Origin of the sequence: Flavobacterium psychroterrae (genome assembly GCF_018380615.1) — a bacterium.
GTDB classification, from domain to species: Bacteria; Bacteroidota; Bacteroidia; order Flavobacteriales; family Flavobacteriaceae; genus Flavobacterium; species Flavobacterium psychroterrae.
The window spans coordinates 167062-191591 of record NZ_JAGYVZ010000005.1; the positions used below are offsets into that span (position 1 = coordinate 167062).

Sequence of the window (24530 nt, forward strand, 5' to 3'; positions counted from 1 at the left end):
ATTTAAAGAAATTGGAATTTTAATTAAAATGTCATGGGTAAAATAGGCGGATTTAAAGAATATAACAGAGCCGACGAAAGTAATGTTGCAGTTGCAGTACGTGTTTCGAACTACAACGAATTTACTATACCGTTAGCAGAAGATAAGAAAAAAGAACAAGGTTCGAGATGTATGGATTGTGGAATTCCTTTTTGCCACAGTGCTTGTCCGTTAGGAAATTTAATTCCTGATTTCAACGACATGGTGCATCAGGAAGAATGGCAAAGTGCCTTAGCGATTTTACAATCGACTAATAACTTTCCGGAATTTACAGGTCGCTTATGCCCTGCTCCATGTGAGAAATCATGTGTACTAGGAATCATTAAAGAACCTGTTGCAATCGAAAACATCGAGAAAAACATCATCGAAAGAGGTTTTGATGAAGGCTGGATAAAACCACAACCGCCATTAACCAGAACAGGAAAAACTGTAGCCGTTATTGGTTCAGGTCCTGCAGGTTTAGCAGCTGCTCAACAATTAAACAGAGCCGGTCACACGGTAACTGTTTTTGAAAGAGACAATGCTATTGGAGGTTTATTGCGTTACGGAATTCCGAATTTCAAACTTGAAAAAGGAATTATCGACAGACGTGTTTTAATCCTTGAAGCAGAAGGAATCACTTTTAAAACGAATGTGAATGTTGGTGTTAACTTTAGTGTAGAAGAACTAAATGCTTTCGATTCTATCGTATTATGCGGTGGAGCAACTGAAAGAAGAAGTTTGCCAACGAAAGGAATCGAAAGCAAAGGCGTTGTTCAGGCAATGGATTTCCTTACACAACAAACGAAAGTTTTATACGGAGAATCAATTCCGGATCAGGTTAAAGCGACAGGAAAAGATGTAATCGTAATTGGTGGTGGAGACACAGGTTCTGACTGCGTAGGAACATCAAACCGTCACGGAGCAAAATCAGTAACTAACTTTGAGATTTTGCCAAAACCTCCAGTTGGAAGAAGCGAATCTACGCCTTGGCCTTTCTGGCCTTTGCAGTTAAAAACTTCGTCTTCTCACGAAGAAGGTTGCGACAGAAACTGGTTAATCAATACGAAAGAATTCATTTCTAATAGTAAAGGAGAATTAACAGGATTAAAAACAGTTGAAGTTCAATGGAAAATGACTCCGGGTCAACGTCCTGAACTAATCGAAAAAGAAGGTTCTGAGAAAATCTGGCCTTGCGATTTAGCTTTATTAGCTTTAGGATTTACAGGTCCGGAAAAAACTTTAAGCGAGCAATTAGGTATTGAATTGGACATGAGAAGCAACTACCAGGCAAAAAATTACCAAACAAATGTTCCGCACATTTTCACAGCTGGAGATATGCGAAGAGGACAATCGTTAATTGTATGGGCAATTTCTGAAGGTCGCGAAGCAGCAAGAGAGGTAGATTTGTTCTTAATGGGCTCTACAAACTTGCCAACCAAAGGAAACGGAGACTTACCGAGTCTTTAAGCTAAGGTTCTAAGATACTAAGTCGCTAAGGTTCTAAGTTTTTATGCTTGGAATTTTAGCGGCTTTTTTTGCCACAGATTCTGCCCACGGATTTTACAGATTAAACAGATTTACGCTGATTTTTTCTATCTTTATTTAAAATCTGTGTTCATCCGTTTGATCCGCACAATCAGTGGGCTAAATAATTTTACAAAAATTCGAAATAAAGTACTTTTTGTTTAAAAACAAACAATTTGTTACAATTTGTTATTTTTCTACAAAAAATTTGCGGTTACTCAAAAGTGTAATAACTTTGCTCAAAATAGTTTAAAAAATGCAAGCAAAAGATTTACTGCAGTTAGCAGACCAATTTGGAAGTCCATTATATGTTTATGATGCCGAAAAAATCCAATCCCAGTACAATAGGTTAACTAAAGCTTTCTCTAAGGTAGAAAACTTGAGAGTTAATTACGCCATGAAGGCATTGTCAAACGTTGCGATTCTTCAGTTATTAAAGAACATGGGGTCTGGTTTAGATACTGTATCAATTCAAGAAGTTTTATTAGGACTTCATGCTGGCTATGAACCTGAAAAAATCTTTTTTACACCAAACGGAGTTTCTCTTGAAGAAATCGAAGAAGTTGCCGCAATGGGTGTACAAATCAATATTGATAACTTATCTATTCTGGAGCAATTCGGAACAAAATATCCACAAATTCCGGTATGTATTCGTATCAATCCACACGTAATGGCGGGAGGAAATGCAAATATATCTGTTGGACATATCGATAGTAAATTCGGAATCTCTGTTCACCAAATTCCGCATATATTGCGAATTGTTGAGAACACAAAAATGAGTATCGTGGGGATTCACATGCACACAGGATCTGATATCCTTGATATCGAAGTATTCTTGTATGCTGCTGAAATCTTATTTGATACGGCAAAACATTTCAAAGATCTTGAATTTTTAGATTTCGGAAGCGGATTCAAAGTGCCTTACAAAAAAGACGATATCGAAACTGACATTGAAGAGTTAGGTAAAAAATTATCCAAAAGATTCAATGCTTTCTGTTCAGAATATGGAAGAAATTTAACGTTGATTTTCGAACCAGGAAAATTCTTAGTGAGCGAAGCAGGTCATTTCTTAGTAAAAGTTAACGTAGTAAAACAAACAACATCAACAGTTTTCGCTGGAGTTGATAGTGGTTTCAATCACTTAATTCGTCCAATGTTGTACGGTTCACAACATCATATCGAAAACATCTCGAACCCAAAAGGAAAAGAGCGTTTCTACTCTGTTGTAGGATACATTTGCGAAACAGATACTTTCGCTAATAACCGCAGAATTTCAGAAATTACCGAAGGTGATATTCTAGCGTTCAGAAACGCCGGAGCATATTGTTTCTCAATGGCTTCAAACTACAATTCAAGGTACAAACCAGCCGAAGTTTTATGGATGGACGGAAAAGGAATCTTAATTCGCCAACACGAAACATTCGAAGATTTACTTAAAAATCAAATTCCGTTGCCAGAGCAAGTTGCTGCAGCAGTTTAAAAATAAAAAAAAAGAGAATATCTATTTAATCCCGTTTCTTAATTGAGACGGGATTTTTTTATCCGCCATATTTGTCATTTCGACGAAGGAGAAATCTCATCAAGTAATTCCGCAGAAAATCGTCAATCCTTGTCAGGCTGAACGGAGTCGAAGCCCGCTTAAAGTAACCACAATACTTGTCATTTAGAAGAACGAGAAATTACATTAGAAATTCCACAAAGCAAATCGCCAATATTGAACGCGGATGACACGGATTTGCTTCGAAAAAACGCGGATTAAAACGGATTTTTCTCATGATTTTGCAACTGAATCTACTTGATGTAACAAACCCGACAGGTTTTAAAAATCTGTCGGGTTTACTAAACTTTATAATTGAATTTTAATATCTTGGGCGCTTACCTTCAGGTCGGTCTTTCGGCTATATATTTTGTTCCGTTTCACTTCACAAAAGAATAACGTCTCTATCCCTGACGCGGAAACTTAACAAGATTTTATTTTAGATATGTAAACCATTTTTCTTCCATAGACTTTCCTATATCAATATTATGATAATTTGCGAATAATAAAATTTGCCCCAAAATATCGGCGACTTCATTCGAAATGTTCTTTTTCAATTCTTCTTGTGTTAGATTTCTATTCCTCCCTCTAAGCGTATATGAAAGATAATTTTGAGTTAACTCTCCTAATTCTTCCTGTAGTTTTAAAATATACCAATCTGCGTCTCTTTTGATATTGCAGTTTTTCTCGTACTGATCAGATACCATTACAACTTTTTTTGTTATTTCATTTAAATCCATTTCCTTTTATTTGTGTTTTATTATTTTGAAGAATTGTGCTTATATTTTCTTTTCATCTTTTCAGATAAAAACAGGTAATAAATACATTTTTAAAGATAATTAAAAAGATTAATTATTGTAAACAAAAACTTACTTATTAATTTTGGTTAATTAAAAAAATTGAAGCATGTATAAGGCTGGCACCTCGAGAATTCGGGAGAAGTCCTTACAAAATAACCGCAAAATTTGTCAATTTCGACGAAAGGAGAAATCACATAAGAAAGTATGCAAAGTAAATCGCCAATACTGAACGCGGATAACACGGATTAGCTTCATGAAAACACGGATTAAATCGGATTTTATGATATTCTATTCTCAATTTTGTCAGACTGGACTGAAGTCCAGCCCTACAAAATAGTACGTTCCTTCGGAACTTTTAAGTCGAAGTCCATGCAAAACCAAGAAGTTTGTCATTTCGAGGAACGAGAAATCACACTCGTAATTCAGCAAACAAAATCGTCAAGCTTTGTCGAGTTTCTTGTGTGATTTCTCGTTTTTCGAAATGAAACTTTAATAGAATTTCATTAAACCACCAAACCCAACAGGTTTTAAAAATCTGTCGGGTTTACTAAACTGAATAATTGAAACTTGGTCCCGAGGCTTCGGGATAAAAATTAAATTTTAATATTTTGGGCGTCTCCCTCCGGGTCGGGCTTTCGGCTATATCTTTTGTTCCATTCCACTTCACAAAAGGATAACACCTCTATCCCTGACGCAGGATTATTTTCATGAGATAAAAGACAGTTGATATAGTTATTTATAAGAAAAAATAAATATTTTAGCTTGATAAAAAATAAAAAAATTATAGACAAACTTAATATAACCTGGGTGCGTTTTAACTATTTTACAGCATAAATAGTATTTAGAGATAATCTAAAAAAATAAGAATATTAAGTTATACAAGACAAAAACTTAAATTTTAAAAATAAAATCAAACATTATGATTAATTCAAATGAATTAAATGATTATTCAAATAAAGTTTATGAATATCTAAAAAAGAATAATAGTAAATTACTCGAAAATATATCATTACAACCTTCCGATTTTGGAAAAAATCACATTTTTATAGAACTCAGATCCAAAAACAAAAATAGTTCTTCAAATTTATACTTTAGTTCCGAAAATAATGAACTAACTGTCGGATTTGATGGTTATCATTGTCATTTTGATAGTTATAGTGATCAAGATTTCAAAGAAGAAATAAAAATTGCGTTAGACTATTTTTATAAAATATTAAGTGAGGAACTTTTTGTTGTTTGTGCGGGTGGTGGAACTACTACTTTACTAACAAATCAAGAAATCGACATTATAGAAAGCGGACAAACACTTGAAAAATTCGATTATGACTGTATTACATATTATATAACTTCTTTGAGTGGTGATCACGATAGAATTATCAAAAATACTAATTAAATAAACATTTGGTATTTTGAATAAAAAACTTCTCCAGCTAGCGCGAGCGTCCCGCTCGTGAACGCAAGCTATAGCCAAATCTGAAATTAAAAAATTTGGAACTGTCACGAGCGGGACGCTCGCGCTAGCATACAAATTAATCTTACCCTTCCTTGAAAACGAACTTTAATTAAATTCAAATAAAAATATTATTTTAGCTCGTTAAATTCAATTCCTAATAAACCAAAACTTCATGAAAATTACGATTCCCCTATCGCTGTTATTTTTATTACTGAGTACAAATATATTCAGCCAAACTATCGCTGATTTAAAGCTAAAACCAAAAGAAATTCCAAAAACCTACGCTTTAAACGACGGCAATATTTGTGTTTCTGTTCAGGCTTGCAATTTTTATACTGATATTGAAACCTACAGTACAATTGTTGGAACGGTGAAGAATAAAGCAATTCAAAGTTTTAAAAGTAAAACGGATCGTGGATCAATAATGTATTTCGAATTTGAACATACATTTAAAGGCGACAGATTTCTGCAAGGATTATTGTGGGGCAAAGATGGTCAGCCAACAGATGAGCATCCGGAAGAATATCTTGCAAAAGGAAAATTTCTGGTAATCTGGAGTTTACGTCCTGACAGTGCGGTCAAAGAAAAATCGGAAACTAAAACAGAAGCGCTTTTGCAGTAAGTAAATACAACTTGCAGGATTTTAACTTTGCAGCAACAACAATAATCAAAATAATATTCTAAAACTCCGTTTCATTCTTTTAAGTAACTTTACAAAAAAATTAATCTAATGAAACCTCAAATCCGAATCCTTTTTTATTCTATACTATTTTTTCTGTATCTTTCTTCGACTTCCGCTTTACTTTCGCTGGCAGAAAGATTAGCAACTGATCCCTTTAAAACTTTAGGCTGCGGTTTTGCTTTATTGAATATTATTTATGCTTTTTTCGCACTAAAATGGAACGTTTTATTAAATATCGTTTCTTCTATTGCAATTGCAGCATTGGCTTTGTTTTTAGCAATGAAGTTTGGCGATTTGCATTTGTTTTCAAACCTGGATCCTTATGGTATTAAAACGGCAATTATGGCAAATGCAGTATTTTCTATTTTGTTTTGGGAAATTGTGTATCGGATAAAATTGAAAATTAATTCTAAAAATTAATATCGAAATTTAGGTTTAAAACATCAGAAAACACTTGTATTGATAATTCACCAAAACCAACCAAAATAGTATCACACCAAAAAAACGCGTTTTTTACAGATCTCTATTTTAAAGAATTTTAAATATCTTTGAATTATGAGCACAGCAACTAAACGTAAACACATTGGCAGAAATATTAGCCGAATGAGAGAACTTCGCGGAATGAAACAAGATGCATTTGCAGAAGCTATTGGCATAAGCCAACAATCTTTTTCAAGCATCGAAGGAAGTGAAGAAGTTGAAACTAAGAAGCTTAAAGAAATTGCAAAAATTCTTGGAGTTACAATTGACGCAATTGAAAATTTTTCAGAAGAAACTGTTTTTAGTTATTACAATAACTTTTACGACAATAGCTCTAATCATAATCAGGTAAACGGCCCTAATAATTATTGTACTTTTAATCCGCTTGAGAAAGTGGTTGAACTTTACGAACGTTTGGTTCAGGTTGAAAAAGAAAAAGTAGAATATTTAGAAAAATTACTAAAAGGAAAATAATATTCCCGAAAGAGAATTTCATATAAAAAAGCGGAAGAGTCAAAAAATACTTTTCCGCTTTTTTTGTTACTATTAGACGCACTGTTGTGCGCGTCTACAATTAATAGAAATGTAAAAAATATTGTAAAATGTGCGTTTTACGATCAACAGGAATCTAGCTTCTTTTTGCATCAACTACATTTCGCTGAAACCAATTTCGCGATTTATCAATCATTCCACTTCCGTATTGTTTATTCATGGTATCATAAACCCATTGCAGTTTTTTTTCACGTAACGAATCTTTTATCTTATTTTCGGTTTCGATCATCGCGAGGTGAATCGCGCAATAATTGCCTTTCTTCCACGGGAGATTTTCTTTATCCATCAAGATACAATTGTCACGGATATTGTTGCATTCAAAAAACGAAATCTCGCCTTCGACCGCAAGAACGATGTCTAAAAAAGTTATTTCACTTGCTAATTTTGCCAGTTTATAACCTCCTTTTATACCAATATTCGATCGCACAATTCCTGCCTTTTTCAATTTGGTAAAAGCCTTTGCCAGATATGTTTCGGATATATTTTGAAACTGTGCAAGATCTCGTACCGTAATCGTAGAATTATTTGGTGTATCGATCAAATAAACCAAAGAATGTATGGCATATTCTACATTTTTTCCTAAAGTTGGCATAACAATGATTTTATAAATTTCATAAAAAACAGATTGATATTAAACCGCGTTTTGGCTCACATTTGGCACTTCAGGATATGAATCTTCCAGTGCAGTTTGAACATCATCTGCCGGATAAATTAGTTTTGTAGTCACTTCCATTTTTATCGTTTTCCCTTCAATTCCACTTGAAAGCAATGTACGTTCCCACCCTGTCGTTAACATTCCGTCTTGCTGGCCTAGATCTACACAAGTCACATAATCTGTATAATTGTAAGGTTTTAAAGCGTGACCAAATAATGCGTTTACTGCATTATGCCCCGCCCATTTACCTAAAAACATTGAAAACTGACACGCCATTATTGAACTATTTCCTTTATCATCAACGGGAACATTCGCAACATCACCAGCCGCCAACACGTTATTATGTTCCTCAAGTTGGAGATATTCGTTGACATGCAAACGCCCTTGTTTGTCTTTTTCGCCTTTAAAAAATGAAGAAAGCGAACTCGCCACTAATCCTACTGTTGACACCACTGTTTGTGATGCTATAAATTGACCGTTACTTAATGTTGCGCCATTATGCGAAAACCCATCTAAAGTAACTCCCGTGATTACTGTTATGTCTTTCGCATTTAATGTTTCTATGACGTAATTCTGTGCTTCGGTCGAATAATAACTCCCAACCTTTTCTGCCTTTTCTATAAGTACAACCTTAAAATCAATTGGTTTCTGAGCTTGATCTGCTAATATTTTATTTGCTTTTTCCTTGATTACGGTCGCCACTTCAAGGCCTGTTAATCCGCTTCCTGCGATTACAAAAGTTGCAGCGCCTTCTCCATTAAAATTTTTTCCGGCTAATTGTTTTAAATGGTCTTCTAATTTTTGAGCGCCATTAAATGTGTCTACATTAAAAGTCTTTTCAATGCCCGGAATATCTATCGCCTTTAAAACACTTCCCGAAGATAAAATCAGATAATCATAAGCCAACATTCTGGATCCGTTCTCGGTTGCAACCGTTACCTGATTTTTTTCAGGATTTATAATTTCGGCTTTTCCAATGATAAGTTTGATGTTTAATGGTTTGAAATATTTATTCAGTTCAACTCTCAATCCTTCTAACGAAACCTCGTATAATCGCGGACGAATGGTTAAATATTCATCCATATTTATTACGGTTATTTCTAATTCATCTTCTTTTTTTAATTCGCGACTTTGACGAACAGCGCTTAAAGCACTCCAAAAACCTGCAAAACCACCTCCAATAACTAATAATTTCTTTTTCATTTTTCTTTTATAGATAATTACGATAATATTTGTCGCAAATAAAGACATAATAGGTTAAATTATAAAGTTATTCTTTCATTATTTTATATTAAATACTAAAAAATATAATTTTTAACTTACAAATATAACATTTTCAGAAGTTTGTGATTTTTGAGATTTTTAAAATTCATCAAAAAATTCATCAACTGAGACGTACTTCTGTGCGCCTCTACGATTTCCTTTACGTGAATCATTACATTAAAAACAAACTTGATTAATTGTATAATTAAAACCCGTTGGGTGCAACCAATAAAAGTTCAGTGTTAAAAAATAATTACACCCAACGGCTTAATTAAAAAATATTATTACAGTTTGACTGAATTTCTAATAAAAACTAAATCGTCTAATTTAGCCCCGATAGAGCCGATATCCTCGCAATGAAATGGAGAGATAAAGGCGAAAGCGGGACGAATGGTTCTTTTGAAAACAAAAATTGCTTCTCCAGAAATTTAAATTTTACCTTATTTAAATTCATCTAAAAACAGATATATTTACAGCTTTAAAAGCAATAGTTATGCAAAAAATTACTTTACTGGTTTCTATATTATTTTTAGCTCTTTCGTCATGTGGTGTAAAAACTACTCAGTCGTTGTTAAGCGACGGAAATTATGACGGAGCCATAGACCGCGCTGTTGAAGCATTGAAAACCAAAAAAGACTCTAAAGGGAAACAGGATTATGTGTATTTACTCGAAGAAGCTTTTGCAAAAGCGAAAGACAGGGATTTGCGCAATCTTGATTTGATGATAAAGGAAGCAAATGTTGCTAATTCTGAACGAATTTACAATACTTATTTACAGCTTAATAATCGTCAGGAAAAAATCAGACCGTTATTACCATTGCCTTTATTAAAACTGGGGAAAAATGCTTCGTTTGCGTTTGAGAATTATTCGGATCAAATTGTGAGCAGTAAAAATGCGCTTTCAAAATATTTATATGAAAACGCTTCGGCACTTTTAAAGTAGAATAATAAGCTGGATTTCAGAAAAGCCTATGATGATTTTTTCTATCTGGAAAGTATTAATCCGGGATATAAAAACACCAAAAAGCTGATGGACGATGCGCAGTTTAAAGGAACTGATTTTGTGGATGTTTATGCAAAAAACGAAACAAATATGGTGATCCCAAAACAGCTTCAGGATGATTTGTTAGATTTTAAAACCTACGGATTAAACGATAAATGGACGGTTTACCATAGTTTAAGACAAAAAAATGTGGCGTATGATTATAGTCTGATTATCAATTTCAGACAGATTATTATTTCGCCGGAACAAATTAAGGAGAAGGAATTTATTAAAGAAAGACAGGTTAAGGATGGTGTAAAAACACTTTTGGACAGTCGCGGAAGACCTGTTAAAGATACTTTGGGAAAGGAAATAAAAGTGGACAATTACAGAACACTTCGCGCAAATATTTATGAATTTAGACAATTTAAATCTTGTCAGGTTACTGCAAAAGTGGATTACGTTGATGTAAAAACAAACCAATTGCTACAATCATTTCCTGTAACGAGTGAATTTATTTTCGAAAATATTTATTCGACTTACAAAGGCGACAGAAGTGCTTGTGAGGATAATTATATGACATATTTTAACAAACGCGCCGTACCTTTCCCTAACAATGAACAAATGGTTTTTGATACCGGCGAAGATTTAAAAGCCAGACTTAAAGATATTATTGTCAGGAATAAGTTTAAAGGTTAAACAATATTTTTGCCTGAAGATTTGTTCTTATTCTGAAAAAAAACCACGTAAAACTTAATTCAATCTCAAAATGAAAAGTAAAATCCTGATTACCTTAATTATATTTTGTTTCATAAGCTGTAAAAATTCTGATAAAGTTGAAAGAGAAAATCAGCCTGATATTTATGATGTTAAAAGTACTGATAAAGAAATGAATGCGGCAATTGAAAAAGCCAATCAAACTTTGACTGATTTTAATACTGCTTTGCTGAATCCGGAAATTGAAGTAAAATCACTAAAAGTTAAATTTCAAAATGAAACTGATGCTGAGCATATTTGGCTAAGTGATATTGAGTTTAAAGATGGGAAATATTCCGGGGTTTTAGACAATGAACCTGAATATATTACCGAATATAAAATTGGCGATAAAGTAAATGTTGATTCTAAAAACATTAGCGACTGGATGTATATTGACAACGGAAAACTATTTGGCGGTTACACTATAAAAGTATTACGAAACAGAATGTCTGAAGACGAAAAAAAACAATTTGATTCTGAAAGTGGAATGCAGATTGATTAAATAAAGAGGAATATTTATATAAAATTAACACGTTAGATGTAACTAATAAAAGTTCAATTAAACACATAGTCCCGATAGCTATTGGGACATAGATTTTAAACTTTAAAAAGAACGCAAAAAAGAAATATATTTCTTTCATAGAGCTAGTTTTGCGTATTATAAATCAGTGAAACGCGTTTTTTTAGCTAGAAATATCTATGCTTTTATGGGTTAAAAATAATTACACCCAACGGGTTAAATTATACAACTATGAAATCCCGTTTCAATCGAAGCGGATTTTTTTTGTATTTTCGTAATAAGAGAAAATATTCTCTGTCTTTTAAACATAATTATACGCCAAAAATTAAAAATCTCTGAACAAATATTATGACTGACATACAAAGACTTTATCAAAAAGCAATAAAATTCGCCGCAAAAAAACACGCAGATATCAATCAGGTAATTCCCGGAACTAATTTACCCTACGTTGTACATTTAAGTAATGTAGCAATGGAAATTTTAGTTGCTTCGCAAAACACAAAAGATTTTAATGCTCCATTTGCAATTCAGGTAGCTTTGCTTCATGACATTTTAGAAGATACTAAAACTACATTTGAAGAACTTTCTCAGGAATTTAGTCAGGAAATTGCCGAAGCCGTTTTAGCATTGACAAAGAATGCTGAAGTTCTTAAAGAAAACAGAATGAGTGATAGTTTAAATCGTATCAAAAAATTATCAAAAGAAGTCTGGGCTGTAAAATTAGCAGACAGAATAACGAATTTACAAACTCCGCCTCAACTTTGGGGTGTAGAAAAAATTAAGGAATATCAGAAAGAAGCGGTTCAAATATCAAATGTATTAAAAGGAAGTAATGATTTTCTGGAAAAAAGACTTCAGGAAAAAATAATCGCCTATTTAGAATATTGTGTGACTTCACATATACAAAATTAGACAATCAGCATAAGTACAAAATACTTTATCTAAATATTATATTTGAATCCAGATGATTCTTAAATACCATAAAATGAATAAAATTATCACTATTACTTTCTTATTATTTACCTCCACTCTAATTTTTAGTCAAGCCAATAAATCAAAAATCACTGAAACAAGCAAACCTTTTGTATTAGGCGTAATTGATGAATTACAATCGAAAGAATTAGGCGAAAAACGAATCCTGAACATTTATCTTCCGGAAGGTTATAAAGCCAAAGATGCAACTAAATATCCAGTGATTTATTTATTAGACGGTTCAGCAGATGAAGATTTTATTCACATTGTGGGTTTGGTACAATTTAATAGCTTTGAATGGATTAATCAGGTTCCAAAATCTATCGTAGTAGGAATTGCAACGGTGGATAGAAGAAGGGATTTTACGTTTCCAACCACTATCGAAAAGGATCAGAAACGCTTTGCAACTTCCGGACATTCGGATAAATTTATTGCTTTTATCGAAAAAGAATTACAGCCTTTTATTGATAAAAAATACAAAACAAACGATTCGAAAACTATTATTGGACAATCTTTAGGCGGATTATTAGAAACCGAAATTCTATTAAAAAAACCAACACTTTTTAATAAATATGTTATTGTGAGTCCGAGTATTTGGTGGAATAATGGTTCTATATTAAGTCAGGATAGTGCTATTTTTCAGGAAAACTTTACTCAAAAAACCGAAATTTATATCGCTGTTGGTAAAGAAGGTCTTACGCCAACGGAAATTCCGAGAGTGATGGAAGTTGACGCCAATTTGTTATCCGAAAAAATCAAAGCAACAAAAAGTAAAAACATAAAAGTGTATTTTGATTATTTCCCTCAGGAAAATCATGGCACAATTTTGCATCCTGCGACTTCAAATTCTTTTAAGTTCTTTTATCCAATTCAGGAGAAGTAATAAAACAAGCTTTTAAAATTATCGAATACTATTATACAATTATGAAAAGTATAGACGAAAATAAATTAGACAATCCAACCTGGAATTCTTTGTGTGAAACCCATGCAGGATTTGATATTGATTATAACGGAACCAAATTTTACAATCCCGATTATTGTCCGTTTGGAGGAGTTATAAAAACCGAAAGTACTGTAGCAGCAATAAATGAATATGTGGCATTATCAGAAAATTTTTTTATTGTAGGTGAAAAACCAAAAATAGCAGATGCTGCAAAAATTGTTAAGGAATTAGTTTGCCTTCAAATGATTATTTACGACAAAATTGACCAACCTGTAACTGCTCAAATTACTAAACTTACTGAAGAACATAATACTGAATTATGTGACTTGGTAAACTTAGTTCAGCCCGGATATTTTAAAACTAAAACACCATTATTAGGTGATTATTATGGAATATTTAAAGACAATCAATTAGTTGCAATTACTGGTGAACGCATGAAAATGAACGATTTTACCGAAGTAAGTGCTATTGTAACTCATCCGGACCATACGGGAAAAGGTTACGCCAAACAATTAATTACACATGTTGTAAATGCTATTTTTAATCAGAACAAAACGCCATATTTGCATGTAGTCGAAAGTAATATTGGAGCAATTGGCTTATATGAAAAACTAGGTTTTGTGACGAGAAGAAAAATGAGCCTTTGGAATATTTCTAAAAATCAGTAAATTTATCCTACAACTTTAATCTACTGTAATTATGAGAAAATTATTTTTAATGGTAATCTTTTTAATAGGTTTTTCGATGAACGCACAGACTTCAAAGGAACTTATTGGAAAATGGCAATTAGTAAAATGGACTAAAAAAGGCAAGGAAAAAAACATTAAGGAATATTATAAAACCGATCAGGTTTTTCAGGTTTTCAAGGGAAATGGTGATTTTGAAAGTCTTGTTGGTGATGAATCGCATAAAGCGAAATGGAAACTATCCAAGGATAATTCTGAACTAACTATTATTGCCATTTTAATGCCCGTAAAATTCTCCGTTGATTATTTTGATGCCAATAAACGTATTATTACAACACCACAAATAGGAACTTTTGAATATAAAAAGGTTGCTGAATAGATTGTTTAAGCTTTTATAAGCCTAGTTTTTCATTCCGAGAAATGAGGAATCTCCGCGACAATAAGCGACAAAGTTTGTCTCATCTTTGTAGAATTACTTGCGGAGATTCCTCGTTCCTAGTAATGTCAATACTTAGCAAAAATCTAAAAATCTAAAATCTAAAATTTTACCCCAGCCAACCATCACGATCTAAACTTCTATACTGAATAGCTTCTGCGATATGTTGCGAAATAACTGTTGGCGCAGCGTCTAAATCGGCAATTGTTCTGGCTACTTTTAAGATTCTGTCATAAGCTCTTGCGGAAAGATTCAATCGTTCCATTGCCATTTTTAACAATTCTTTTGATTGGTCGTCGAGTGCGCAATATTCCCTGATTAATTTACTGCTCATTTGTGCGTTGTAATGTATGTTTTCCATTTCTTCAAATCTTGCAGTTTGAATTTCACGTGCTGCCGTAACCCGTTTTCTGATTTCTACACTGCTTTCGGCTTTTCGATCGTCTGATAGTTTTTCGAAAGGAACCGGAGTAACTTCAATATGAATATCGATTCGATCTAATAAAGGTCCTGAAATCTTGCTTAAATAACGCTGCATTTCGTGTGGAGAAGAAGTATTTGGCATACTTGGATCATTAAAAAAACCACTCGGACTTGGATTCATACTTGCCACCAGCATAAAAGATGATGGATAAGTCACAGTAAATTTAGCGCGGGAAATAGTGACTTCGCGATCTTCAAGCGGCTGACGCATTACTTCTAAAACATCACGTTTAAATTCCGGCAATTCGTCCAGAAATAAAACGCCATTATGCGCCATTGAAATTTCGCCGGGCTGTGGATAACTTCCTCCGCCAACGAGCGCAACATTCGAAATAGTATGATGCGGACTACGAAACGGACGCTGATTCATTAATCCAACTTCTTTTAATTTTCCTGCAACGCTATGAATTTTAGTTGTTTCTAATGCTTCGCGCAAAGTCATTGGCGGTAAAATACTGGGCAAACGTTTAGCAAGCATAGTTTTTCCTGCTCCAGGCGGACCAATTAAAATAATATTGTGACCTCCCGCAGCGGCGATTTCCATACAGCGTTTTATACTTTCCTGCCCGCGGACATCAGAGAAATCGAATTCAGGAAAATCCAGTGTTTTATAAAACTCGGCTCTTGTATCAATTACAGTGGGTTCAAGATTTCCTTTTCCGGAAAAAAAGTTAATTACATCCTGCACATTTTCGACTCCGTAAACATCTAATCCTGCCACAATAGCGGCTTCTTTTACGTTTTGAATTGGAAGAAAAAAACCTTTATAACCTTCCTCTTTTGCTTTTATGGCGATAGGCAAAGCGCCACGAATAGGTTGTAAACTTCCGTCAAGCGAAAGTTCTCCCATAATAATATAATCCTCAATATTGGGCGCTTTTATTTGATCTGAACCTACTAAAATTCCCATTGCAAGAGGCAAATCATAAGCAGAACCTTCTTTTCGTAAGTCGGCGGGCGCCATATTTATGGTAATTCTTTTTCCGGGCAAACTTAATCCGTTGTTTTTTAAAGCTGCCGCAATCCGGAAACTGCTTTCTTTTATAGCACTATCCGGCAATCCAACTAAATGATAACCAATTCCTTTATCCATATGAACTTCTACTGTAATTGTAGTAGCTTCAACTCCAAAAACAGCACTTCCGTAAACTTTTACTAACATATCTGATCATTATTGAAAGAGTAAAAGTATCTAATAAATACTTAAAACCTATTTATTTTGTAAATATTTTATTACAATATTAAAAAACAATATTTTGAGATATGAATAATTTGATATAAAATTTTTACGTAATGCTCATTACAATTTAATTGCTATATTAGTTTTTTAAACATAAGCCTTATAAAAACCAAAACCCAAAAAAATGTCATTTTTAAGAAATCTTTTCGGAAAAAATAAAGTTGAACAAAAAATTGAGCAGAAAACGGAACAAAGAGTTGAAAAATACGCAAAACAGGAAGAGGAAAAAGAAGAAGAAATAATATCGGATGAAATAAAATTATCATGGATAGAAGCAGCTGAAAATCCGTGGGGACGCAGGATTTTAGATTTACGACCTTTTACGCTAACCATGATTTCTACCTCTCAAAATCAAAAAATGGCTGTAAATGCAATTTCTTATGGTAGTGAAAATGGTTCTTCTTTTTTTGGAAAAAGACCTGTAACTGAAAAAACAATAACTGCAAATATTTCATTTAAAACAGATAAAATTCTTTATCCCGGAGTTTTATTTACACCTAATACAATGGAACATAAATGGGCTGTTTATTTTGATGGAGAATTTCTGATTTTTGTTCGCAGTTGGTTACGGGAAGTTTTAGTAATTGCAAAAACAACTCAAAAAGAAAATGAACTTATAGTAGAAACAATTACGGGAGAATTTACAGAAGATGAAAGTCCTGAATTTACAAAAGCTATTCTCAACTTTATTTTAATCAGCCATTCGATTGAGGAAATAGTGCCTGCTCTTTTACCTCTTGAACTTGAAAATCATACAAAAATTGCAAGTCATTGGGCATTTTTGACTTATGGAAATATGGCTCAATTGGGGGTATTTGATGATCAATTTCTACCCGTTGCAAATTCGCCTTTGCGATCACATTCTTTACTTCATATTGCAGTTGCCCAGGGAGATTTACAAGAAATTGAGAACCAATTTAAAAAAGGAGTAAATTTAAATGCTTTAGCCGGAGATGGATTAGCGCCTTTACATTGGTCAATGGCAGCAGAAAGTATTGAATCTATGGCAAAATTACTTGAATTAGGAGCTGACCCAAATGCACGAACGCATCAAGGCGCAACGCCTATAATGAATGCGGTACAATCTAATAAAATTGAGAAATTAAATTTACTTATAAAATCCGGAGGTTTGATAAATCTGCAAGATCACAGAGGATTTACGGCATTACATCGAGCTTGTGAAATGGGTCATATTGATGTTGTAAAGATTTTGTTGGAAAATGATGCCGATAAATCAATTTCGGCGGAAGGACATACTGCATTTTCTCTCGCGGTTTTAACAAATCAGAATGAAATAGCTGAATTGCTTAATTAACTATACTATTTATTTCTTAATCGGATTAAGAAAAACTTAATCCGATTTGATTTTTTATATCCTCCACAATCTTACTCAAATCCAGACTATTTTGGTGTGACCAAAGCTGGCTTTCAATTCGATTGTTTCTAATGCAATTATGACATTCAATTGCTTCATGAGTATATCCTTTTCCCAGATTTGGCAAACTAAATTTGACCTCCTGATTTTCGATAGAAACAGTATATCCATCGGCAATATACCACGGAGAATTAAGCTGAATATGTCCTTTTGTTCCGCTTATAGTTGCTTTCATATCAGATTCAGAAACTATTGAGGAATGCAAAAATGCCTGAGCATTTTCATATTGTAAAATCATAGAAGTCTGAAGATCGATTCCGTTATTATTATAGATTGATTTTGCAATTATTTCTTTCGGATTTCCGAGCATTATATAGGAGAGAAACAACGGATAAACTCCGATATCAAATAAAGATCCTCCGCCAAGTTTTTTATCAAAAAGCCTTCCTCCTTGTGATTCATTGGCATAAAAAGCAAAATCGGCTTTGACATATTTTATATCGCCAATTATTCCCTGATCTACTTTAGATAAAACTTCCTGAATCGATGGGATAAAGCGTGTCCAGAAAGCTTCCATAAAAAATTTATTATTCTTTTTTGAAGCTTCAATCATTCGAGCAGCATCTTTATAGGACAATGCTAGTGGTTTTTCGCATAAAACATGTTTGCCATTTTCTAATGCTTTTATTGATAATTCGGCGTGTGAATCATGTGGCGTTGCAATGTAAATAATATCAACCTGATCGTCGTTAAATAACGCATCATATGAATTGTATGTTTTTGGGCAATTGTACTTTTGGGCAAATTCAATTGCCTTATCATTGTCTCTTGAAGCAACTGCAAAAAGTTCCGCATCATCTAAAAGTAATAAGTCGGCAGCAAATTGATTTGCAATATTTCCTAAGCCAATAATTCCCCATTTTATCTTATTGTTATTTTCCATCATATTCTGTAAGTACTATTTATCAAGGGTTTAATTAAAATTTTATCTAAATAAAGAAAAAACATTTTACTAAATAAATTTTAGATAACATATATTTCATATTTTTAGCAACAAAATTGCAAATAAACTATGAAAAAAGCCCTACTCCTACTCTTTTTGAGTGTATTTTTAACAAAAACGTACGCTCAGGAATACTTCCCCGTTAATGAAAGTGTGCAAAATAAAAGCAAAAACTTCACCGTTTTTACAAATGCCACAATTTATGTTACCCCAACTCAAAAAATCGAAAAAGGAACTTTATTAATCCAGGATGGCAAAGTTATCGCCGTTGGAAATAACATTACAATTCCTAAAAACAGCATCGCTATTGATCTTGAAGGAAAAACAATTTATCCTTCATTTATTGATATTTATACCAGCTTTGGAGTTGAAAAACCAAAAAGCAATTTGCCTCGCGGACGCGATCGTAACCCATTATATGACACAAAAAGAGTGGGTTACTACTGGAACGAAAGTATTCGATCTGAAGTAAACACTTTTGAATCTTTTAAATACGATCAGCCAAAAGCTGAAGAATTATTAAAAGCCGGTTTTGGTGTTGTGGGTACGCATATTCCTGACGGAGTTGCTCAGGGAACCGGAATTTTAGTTGCCTTGAACAATACAGAAAACAGCAAACAAATTATTGCTAATAAAGTAACCAATCACTTTGCGTTTACAAAAAGTGCCTTAACAAATCAGGCATATCCAAGTTCATTAATGGGTATGATGGCTTTGTTGCGTCAGATGTATTTAGACTTAGATTGGTACAAAAAAGGAAATTCTGAAACCAAAGATTTATCGTTAGAAGCTTTGGCAGAAAACGAAAAATTAGTTCAGATTTTTGCTTCAGAAGACAAATTAAATAGTTTAAGAGCGTCTAAAATTGCTAAAGAATTCGGTTTAAACTATATTCTGAAAGGAAGCGGAAATGAGTTTGAAAGAATCGAAGAAATCAAAGGCACAAACGCCAAATATATTATTCCGATAAGTTTTCCTGAGGCTTATGATGTTTCAAATCCATATTTATCGAATCAAATCGAATTGGCTGATATGCGTTTCTGGAATCAGGCACCTACAAACCTAAAAGTGCTTTCAGACAACGGAATTGTTTTTGCTTTGACAACTGACAAATTAAAAAAGACGGAAGATTTTAAACCTAATTTATTGAAAGCGATAAAATTAGGTTTCGATAAAACGAAAGCTTTAGAAGCTTTAACGACAATTCCTGCTGCTATTCTTGGAAAAAGTAATGAAGTTGGAAGTTTGAAAACTGGAAGTTACGCCAATTTTGTGATTACATCTGGTGAAATATTTGACGAGAAAACGGTTTTATACGAAAACTGGGTTCAGGGAACTAAATATGTCGTAAATGATATTAATGGAAAAGATATTCGTGGAAACTATAATTTAACGGTTGGAAAAGATACGTATAAATGGAAAATCGACGGAACTGCCGATGCTCCAAAATCTGAGGTTACTACTGCTGATGCAAAGAAATTAAAAACAACTTTTACTTTTTCTAAAAACTGGATTTCCCTTTTAATCAAACCTGCGGATACTCTTAAATCTAATTATTCCCGTTTAACAGGATTTGTTGAAAAACCTGAAAGTTTATCCGGAAAAGCGGTATTATCAAACGGTGATGAATTAGTTTGGAACGCTGTAAAAACCAGCGCATTTGTTGCGGTTAAAGACACAGCTAAAGTTGAAAAACCAAATCCAATTGTCCCAACAACATATCCTAACGTTGCCTTTGGTGATTCTAAAAAACTAACGGCGCAAACCTTATTGTTTAAAAATGCGACGGTTTGGACTAACGAAAAAGAAGGTGTTTTGACTGAAACTGATGTTTTGATTAAAAACGGAAAAATAGCTGCTGTTGGTAAAAATTTATCTGATGCTTCGGCAACTGTTATTGATGCAAAAGGCAAACATATCACTAGCGGAATCATCGATGAACACTCGCATATCGCTATTTCTAAAGGTGTAAACGAAATGGGTCATAACTCTACCGCCGAAGTTACAATTCAGGATGTTGTAAACTCTGAAGACATTAATATTTACAGGGATTTAGCCGGAGGAGTTACCATTTCTCAATTATTACACGGATCTGCAAACCCTATAGGTGGTCGTTCTGCGATTGTAAAATGGAAATGGGGTTCTTCGCCAGATGAAATGTTGTACAAAAACCAACCTAAGTTTATCAAATTTGCTTTGGGAGAAAATGTAAAACAAGCAAATTGGGGAATTGATAATCCAACTCGTTTTCCGCAAACCAGAATGGGTGTTGAACAGGTTTTTACCGATTATTTTCAACGTGCAAAAGAATATGACGAAAACTGGAAAAAATTCAACGCAGGTTCTAAAAAAGGAAAAACGCCAAGAGTTGATTTAGAATTACAGACTATTGCTGAAATTATCAATAAAGAACGTTTTATTACGTGTCACTCTTATGTAGAATCTGAGATTTTGATGTTGATGAATGTTACCGAAAAATTCAATTTCAAAGTAAATACTTTCACTCACATTCTTGAAGGTTATAAGGTTGCTGATAAAATGAAAGAACACGGCGTTGGAGCTTCGACTTTCTCTGACTGGTGGGCTTATAAGTTTGAAGTAAACGATGCAATTCCGTTTAACGGACCAATTATGCATAACGCGGGATTAGTTGTAGCGTATAACTCTGATGATGCCGAAATGTCAAGAAGATTGAATCAGGAAGCAGCAAAAGCGGTGAAATACGGAAATATTTCTGAAGAAGATGCATGGAAATTCGTCACCCTGAATCCTGCAAAATTATTACATATAGATGATAAGGTAGGAAGCCTAAAAGTGGGTAAAGATGCTGATGTCGTGCTATGGAGCGATAATCCTTTATCTATTTATGCTAAAGCTGAAAAAACAATTATTGAAGGTGTTGTTTATTTTGATATCGAAAAAGATGCTGAAAAACAATTGGCTATCACTAAAGAAAGAAGCTTGTTGATTGGACAAATGCTACAGGAAAAAAATAAAGGTGCAGGAACGCAACAACCAACCAGAAAAGAGAAAAAAGAATATCACTGTGATACTTTGGAACAATAATAATCGCTTTAGAAAATTCGTAAAGATAAAAACAGATAACATGATAAATAAACATATATATATAATGTTGCTCGCAGTTTGTACTTCAATACAAATAAAAGCGCAACAAATACCGGCACCAAAACAAACCAAATCGGTTTTGATTTTAAATGCTACTGCACATTTAGGTAACGGAACCGTTATTCAAAATAGTGCAATTGGTTTTAAAGACGGAAAAATTACACTTGTAGCTGATGCAACAATAATAAGGCTTGCAGCAGATGCTTTTGACACCACGATTGATGCCAGCGGAAAACACGTTTATCCGGGATTTATTGTTCCTAATGCAACGTTAGGTTTAGTAGAAATTGATGCCGTAAAATCATCTGACGATCAGGAAGAAATTGGAAGTTTTAATCCAAATGTAAGAAGTATTATTGCTTACAATTCTGAATCGAAAGTTGTAGAAACGGTTCGCCCAAATGGAGTTTTGATCGCTCAGATAACGCCTCGCGGAGGTACAATTTCAGGAACATCATCTGTGGTACAATTAGATGCTTGGAGCTGGAAAGATGCTATTTTAAAAGAAAACGACGGAATTCATCTTAATTTTCCGTCGAATTTTAAAAGATCAGGATCTTGGTTTGAACCTGGAATTATTGAAGCAAATAAAGATTATCCTAAACAAGTGGAGGAAATAACTGCTTTTTTAGTGAACTCAAAAGCGTATAATCAAGCGGCTTCAAAAGACAGAAACGTAGTTCTTGAAGCTACAAAAGGACTTTTTGACGGAACGCAAACACTTTACATCCACGCCGATGAGGAAAAACAAATTGTAGATGCTATACAATTAGCTGTAGATAATCAGATTAAAAAAATTGTTATCGTAGGCGGATTTGAAGCGTATAAATCAGCTGATGTTTTGCAAAAATATAATGTTGGTGTTTTATTGAGACGTGTTCACGATATGCCAACAAGTGATGACCAAGATGTAAATTTACCTTACAAAATGGCTAAAATACTTACTGATAAAGGTATTGTTGTAGGTCTGGAAAATAGTGGAGATCACGAACGTATGAGTGTTAGAAATCTTCCGTTTTTAGCGGGAACTTGTGTTGCTTTTGGTTTAGATAAGGAAAAAGCGTTACAGCTTATTACTTTAAATACAGCAAAATTACTGGGTATTGATGCCACTTGCGGCACATTAGAAACTGGTAAAGATGCTACTTTATTTGTATCTGAAGGAGATGCGCTAGACATGAGAACAAACAAATTAACATCAGCTTTTATTCAGGGAAGAACCATTAATTTAGAAACTTTTCAAACGAAACTGAATGATAAATTCAAAGCAAAATTCAACCAGAAATAGTTAAAACTCTTTTATATAAAAGGCATCATTTGAAATTTTCATCTGATGCCTTTTTTATTTGAATCAAAACCGTTTCATCCATTTTTCTAATAATTCCCAAACAATTACTCTTAAAATTAGAATTATTATCGTGATTTTTTGTTAACAGAGACTTCAAACAACCTTATTTTTAACTTTTCGATTAGTAAATTACAAATTTTAAGTTGATTTTAACAAATACACGCAAAATATAGGGGGTTAAATTTAAAAATTAACAAAAATTAAACATCTAACTCTATTTTTTATAGGGGTGTCGTTTCGTTTTATACTTTTATAAAAAATTTAAAACTAAATAACTATGCGAAAAATTATTTTAAGTGTGATTCTTATCACTATTTTGGTGCTAACCTTTATCTCTAACTTTATCCTCACAGACAACCCGATTCCGGAACAAGCTGTAAAGTTTGATACAGGAGATACAGCTTGGATGATCGTAGCAACTGCTTTTGTATTGCTTATGACGCCGGGATTAGGATTTTTCTACGGAGGAATGGTAGGTAAGAAAAACGTTATTAGTACCATGCTTCAAAGTTTTATGGCAATGGTAATTGTTACTATTTTATGGGTTGTTGTTGCATTTGGATTGGCTTTTGGACCTACTATTGGAGGAATCATCGGAAACCCGCTTCCTAATTTATTCTTTCAGGGCGTTGGTACAAATACTGCCTGGAGTCTTGCCCCAACTATTCCGTTTATGTTATTCGCGTTATTTCAAGCAAAATTTGCCATCATTACACCTGCATTAATCACTGGTGCATTTGCAGAACGTGTACGTTTCTGGGCTTATTTATTATTCATGGTTTTATTTATCTTACTTATATACGCACCATTGGCGCACATGACGTGGCATCCTGATGGATATTTCTTTAAAATGGGAGTATTAGATTTCGCCGGAGGAACTGTAGTTCACATGAGCGCCGGTTGGGCTGCATTAGCCGGAGCAATGTTCTTAGGAAAAAGAAAAATTCAAAAAGTGAACCCAGCCAGAATTACTTATGTATTATTAGGTACAGGTTTATTATGGTTTGGATGGTTTGGTTTCAACGCAGGTTCTGCACTTGGATCAAACGGATTAGCAGTTCAGGCTTTAGGAACTACAACTGTTGCTGCCGCTGCCGCTGCTATGGCTTGGGTTTTCCTTGACAAAATTATCGGACATAAATTATCTGCTCTTGGCGCTTGTATTGGAGCTGTTGTTGGTCTTGTTGCCATTACTCCCGCTGCTGGTTTCGTAAGTATTCCTCACGCTATTTTCATCGGAGCTTTTGCTGCAATCGTAAGTAACCTTGTAGTCAGCAAATTCCCTAAAGGAAAAATTGATGATGCTTTAGATGTTTTTGCCTGTCACGGTGTTGGTGGTATGGTAGGAATGTTGTTAACTGGTGTGTTTGCTTCAAAAGCGATTAACCCGGCTGTTGGAGATAATCAAGGTCTGATTTTCGGAACTCCAACTTTATTCATTAACCAATTAACTGCTTTAGTAATCGTTTCTATCTTTGCTTTTGTAGGTTCTTATATTTTATTTTATGTGGTAAATAAAATTACACCTCTAAGAGTTACTGAAGAAAAAGAAGAATTAGGATTAGATATCTCTCAACACGGAGAATTTTTATAAGACACAATACCAAACCAATATAATAACCATAAAAAAGCGCTCTGAGTTTATACTTAGAGTGCTTTTTTGCTTGATTTAGATTTTAGAAAATAGAAGCAA

Annotated in this window: 20 protein-coding genes and 1 pseudogene; 16 read left to right on the forward strand and 5 right to left on the reverse strand. The window is 33.7% G+C overall.

Features of this window, described 5'->3' with window-relative positions:
* Positions 1 to 33: 33 nt before the first annotated feature.
* Together KHA90_RS07650 and lysA are read left to right on the forward strand one after the other, a co-directional pair.
* Positions 34 to 1488 (forward strand): glutamate synthase subunit beta, encoded by a 1455-nt coding sequence (locus KHA90_RS07650; RefSeq protein ID WP_213297132.1) that lies wholly within the window; start codon positions 34 to 36, stop codon positions 1486 to 1488.
* Between the two features lie 313 nt (positions 1489 to 1801).
* Positions 1802 to 3025, forward strand: coding sequence for a diaminopimelate decarboxylase (lysA, locus tag KHA90_RS07655; protein ID WP_213297135.1), 1224 nt, complete (start codon positions 1802 to 1804; stop codon positions 3023 to 3025).
* Between the two features lie 491 nt (positions 3026 to 3516).
* On the opposite strand, the gene KHA90_RS07660 is transcribed toward lysA, so the two are convergent.
* On the reverse strand, positions 3517 to 3789 hold the full coding sequence (locus tag KHA90_RS07660) for a nucleoside triphosphate pyrophosphohydrolase family protein (RefSeq protein WP_213297138.1): 273 nt from the start codon (positions 3787 to 3789) through the stop codon (positions 3517 to 3519).
* Between the two features lie 1012 nt (positions 3790 to 4801).
* On the opposite strand from KHA90_RS07660, the gene KHA90_RS07665 reads away from it, so the two are divergent.
* From KHA90_RS07665 to KHA90_RS07680, 4 genes are all read left to right on the forward strand, one after another.
* The gene (locus KHA90_RS07665; RefSeq protein WP_213297140.1) at positions 4802 to 5275 is read left to right on the forward strand and encodes a hypothetical protein; all 474 of its coding nucleotides are present in this window, start codon (positions 4802 to 4804) and stop codon (positions 5273 to 5275) included.
* A 232-nt stretch (positions 5276 to 5507) separates the two neighbouring features.
* Positions 5508 to 5957, forward strand: coding sequence for a hypothetical protein (locus KHA90_RS07670; RefSeq protein WP_213297142.1), 450 nt, complete (start codon positions 5508 to 5510; stop codon positions 5955 to 5957).
* 108 nt (positions 5958 to 6065) lie between these two features.
* Entirely contained in the window at positions 6066 to 6437 is a 372-nt protein-coding gene (locus KHA90_RS07675; RefSeq protein ID WP_213297144.1) for a hypothetical protein, read from the forward strand.
* A gap of 135 nt (positions 6438 to 6572) precedes the next feature.
* Positions 6573 to 6971 (forward strand): helix-turn-helix domain-containing protein, encoded by a 399-nt coding sequence (locus KHA90_RS07680; RefSeq protein WP_213297146.1) that lies wholly within the window; start codon positions 6573 to 6575, stop codon positions 6969 to 6971.
* A 154-nt stretch (positions 6972 to 7125) separates the two neighbouring features.
* Here KHA90_RS07680 and KHA90_RS07685 read toward each other — a convergent pair whose 3' ends face one another.
* Together KHA90_RS07685 and KHA90_RS07690 are read right to left on the reverse strand one after the other, a co-directional pair.
* Positions 7126 to 7641 (reverse strand): Rrf2 family transcriptional regulator, encoded by a 516-nt coding sequence (locus tag KHA90_RS07685; RefSeq protein ID WP_213297148.1) that lies wholly within the window; start codon positions 7639 to 7641, stop codon positions 7126 to 7128.
* A 39-nt stretch (positions 7642 to 7680) separates the two neighbouring features.
* Positions 7681 to 8907, reverse strand: coding sequence for an NAD(P)/FAD-dependent oxidoreductase (locus KHA90_RS07690; RefSeq protein WP_213297150.1), 1227 nt, complete (start codon positions 8905 to 8907; stop codon positions 7681 to 7683).
* Between the two features lie 553 nt (positions 8908 to 9460).
* Between KHA90_RS07690 and KHA90_RS07695 the strand changes: the two are divergent.
* The 6 genes and pseudogenes from KHA90_RS07695 (at position 9461) to KHA90_RS07720 (ending at position 14205) form a co-directional block, all read left to right on the forward strand.
* Positions 9461 to 10648: pseudogene (locus KHA90_RS07695) on the forward strand (hypothetical protein).
* Between the two features lie 70 nt (positions 10649 to 10718).
* Positions 10719 to 11207, forward strand: a complete 489-nt coding sequence (locus KHA90_RS07700; RefSeq protein ID WP_213297152.1) for a YegJ family protein — start codon at positions 10719 to 10721, stop codon at positions 11205 to 11207.
* A gap of 366 nt (positions 11208 to 11573) precedes the next feature.
* The gene (locus KHA90_RS07705) at positions 11574 to 12137 is read left to right on the forward strand and encodes an HD domain-containing protein (protein ID WP_213297154.1); all 564 of its coding nucleotides are present in this window, start codon (positions 11574 to 11576) and stop codon (positions 12135 to 12137) included.
* A gap of 73 nt (positions 12138 to 12210) precedes the next feature.
* Complete coding sequence (locus KHA90_RS07710) at positions 12211 to 13080, forward strand: alpha/beta hydrolase (RefSeq protein WP_213297156.1); 870 nt, start codon at positions 12211 to 12213, stop codon at positions 13078 to 13080.
* Positions 13081 to 13121: 41 nt separating this feature from the next.
* Complete coding sequence (locus tag KHA90_RS07715; protein ID WP_213297158.1) at positions 13122 to 13808, forward strand: GNAT family N-acetyltransferase; 687 nt, start codon at positions 13122 to 13124, stop codon at positions 13806 to 13808.
* A 31-nt stretch (positions 13809 to 13839) separates the two neighbouring features.
* Positions 13840 to 14205 carry a hypothetical protein gene (locus KHA90_RS07720; protein ID WP_213297160.1) on the forward strand — a complete coding sequence of 122 codons (366 nt, stop codon included), beginning with the start codon at positions 13840 to 13842 and terminating at the stop codon, positions 14203 to 14205.
* A 166-nt stretch (positions 14206 to 14371) separates the two neighbouring features.
* Here the strand turns inward: KHA90_RS07720 and KHA90_RS07725 are convergent, their stop codons facing one another.
* The gene (locus tag KHA90_RS07725; protein ID WP_213297162.1) at positions 14372 to 15907 is read right to left on the reverse strand and encodes a YifB family Mg chelatase-like AAA ATPase; all 1536 of its coding nucleotides are present in this window, start codon (positions 15905 to 15907) and stop codon (positions 14372 to 14374) included.
* A gap of 202 nt (positions 15908 to 16109) precedes the next feature.
* On the opposite strand from KHA90_RS07725, the gene KHA90_RS07730 reads away from it, so the two are divergent.
* Entirely contained in the window at positions 16110 to 17300 is a 1191-nt protein-coding gene (locus KHA90_RS07730; protein ID WP_213297182.1) for an ankyrin repeat domain-containing protein, read from the forward strand.
* A 25-nt stretch (positions 17301 to 17325) separates the two neighbouring features.
* Here the strand turns inward: KHA90_RS07730 and KHA90_RS07735 are convergent, their stop codons facing one another.
* Positions 17326 to 18306 (reverse strand): Gfo/Idh/MocA family protein, encoded by a 981-nt coding sequence (locus KHA90_RS07735; RefSeq protein WP_317197382.1) that lies wholly within the window; start codon positions 18304 to 18306, stop codon positions 17326 to 17328.
* Between the two features lie 126 nt (positions 18307 to 18432).
* On the opposite strand from KHA90_RS07735, the gene KHA90_RS07740 reads away from it, so the two are divergent.
* The 3 genes from KHA90_RS07740 to KHA90_RS07750 all read left to right on the forward strand — a co-directional run bounded on the left by KHA90_RS07740 (position 18433) and on the right by KHA90_RS07750 (position 24431).
* A complete protein-coding gene (locus KHA90_RS07740; RefSeq protein ID WP_213297184.1) occupies positions 18433 to 21429 on the forward strand; it encodes an amidohydrolase family protein in 2997 nt (998 codons plus the stop codon).
* A 40-nt stretch (positions 21430 to 21469) separates the two neighbouring features.
* A complete protein-coding gene (locus KHA90_RS07745) occupies positions 21470 to 22777 on the forward strand; it encodes an amidohydrolase family protein (RefSeq protein ID WP_213297186.1) in 1308 nt (435 codons plus the stop codon).
* A gap of 337 nt (positions 22778 to 23114) precedes the next feature.
* Complete coding sequence (locus KHA90_RS07750) at positions 23115 to 24431, forward strand: ammonium transporter (protein ID WP_213297188.1); 1317 nt, start codon at positions 23115 to 23117, stop codon at positions 24429 to 24431.
* Positions 24432 to 24530 lie beyond the last annotated feature (99 nt).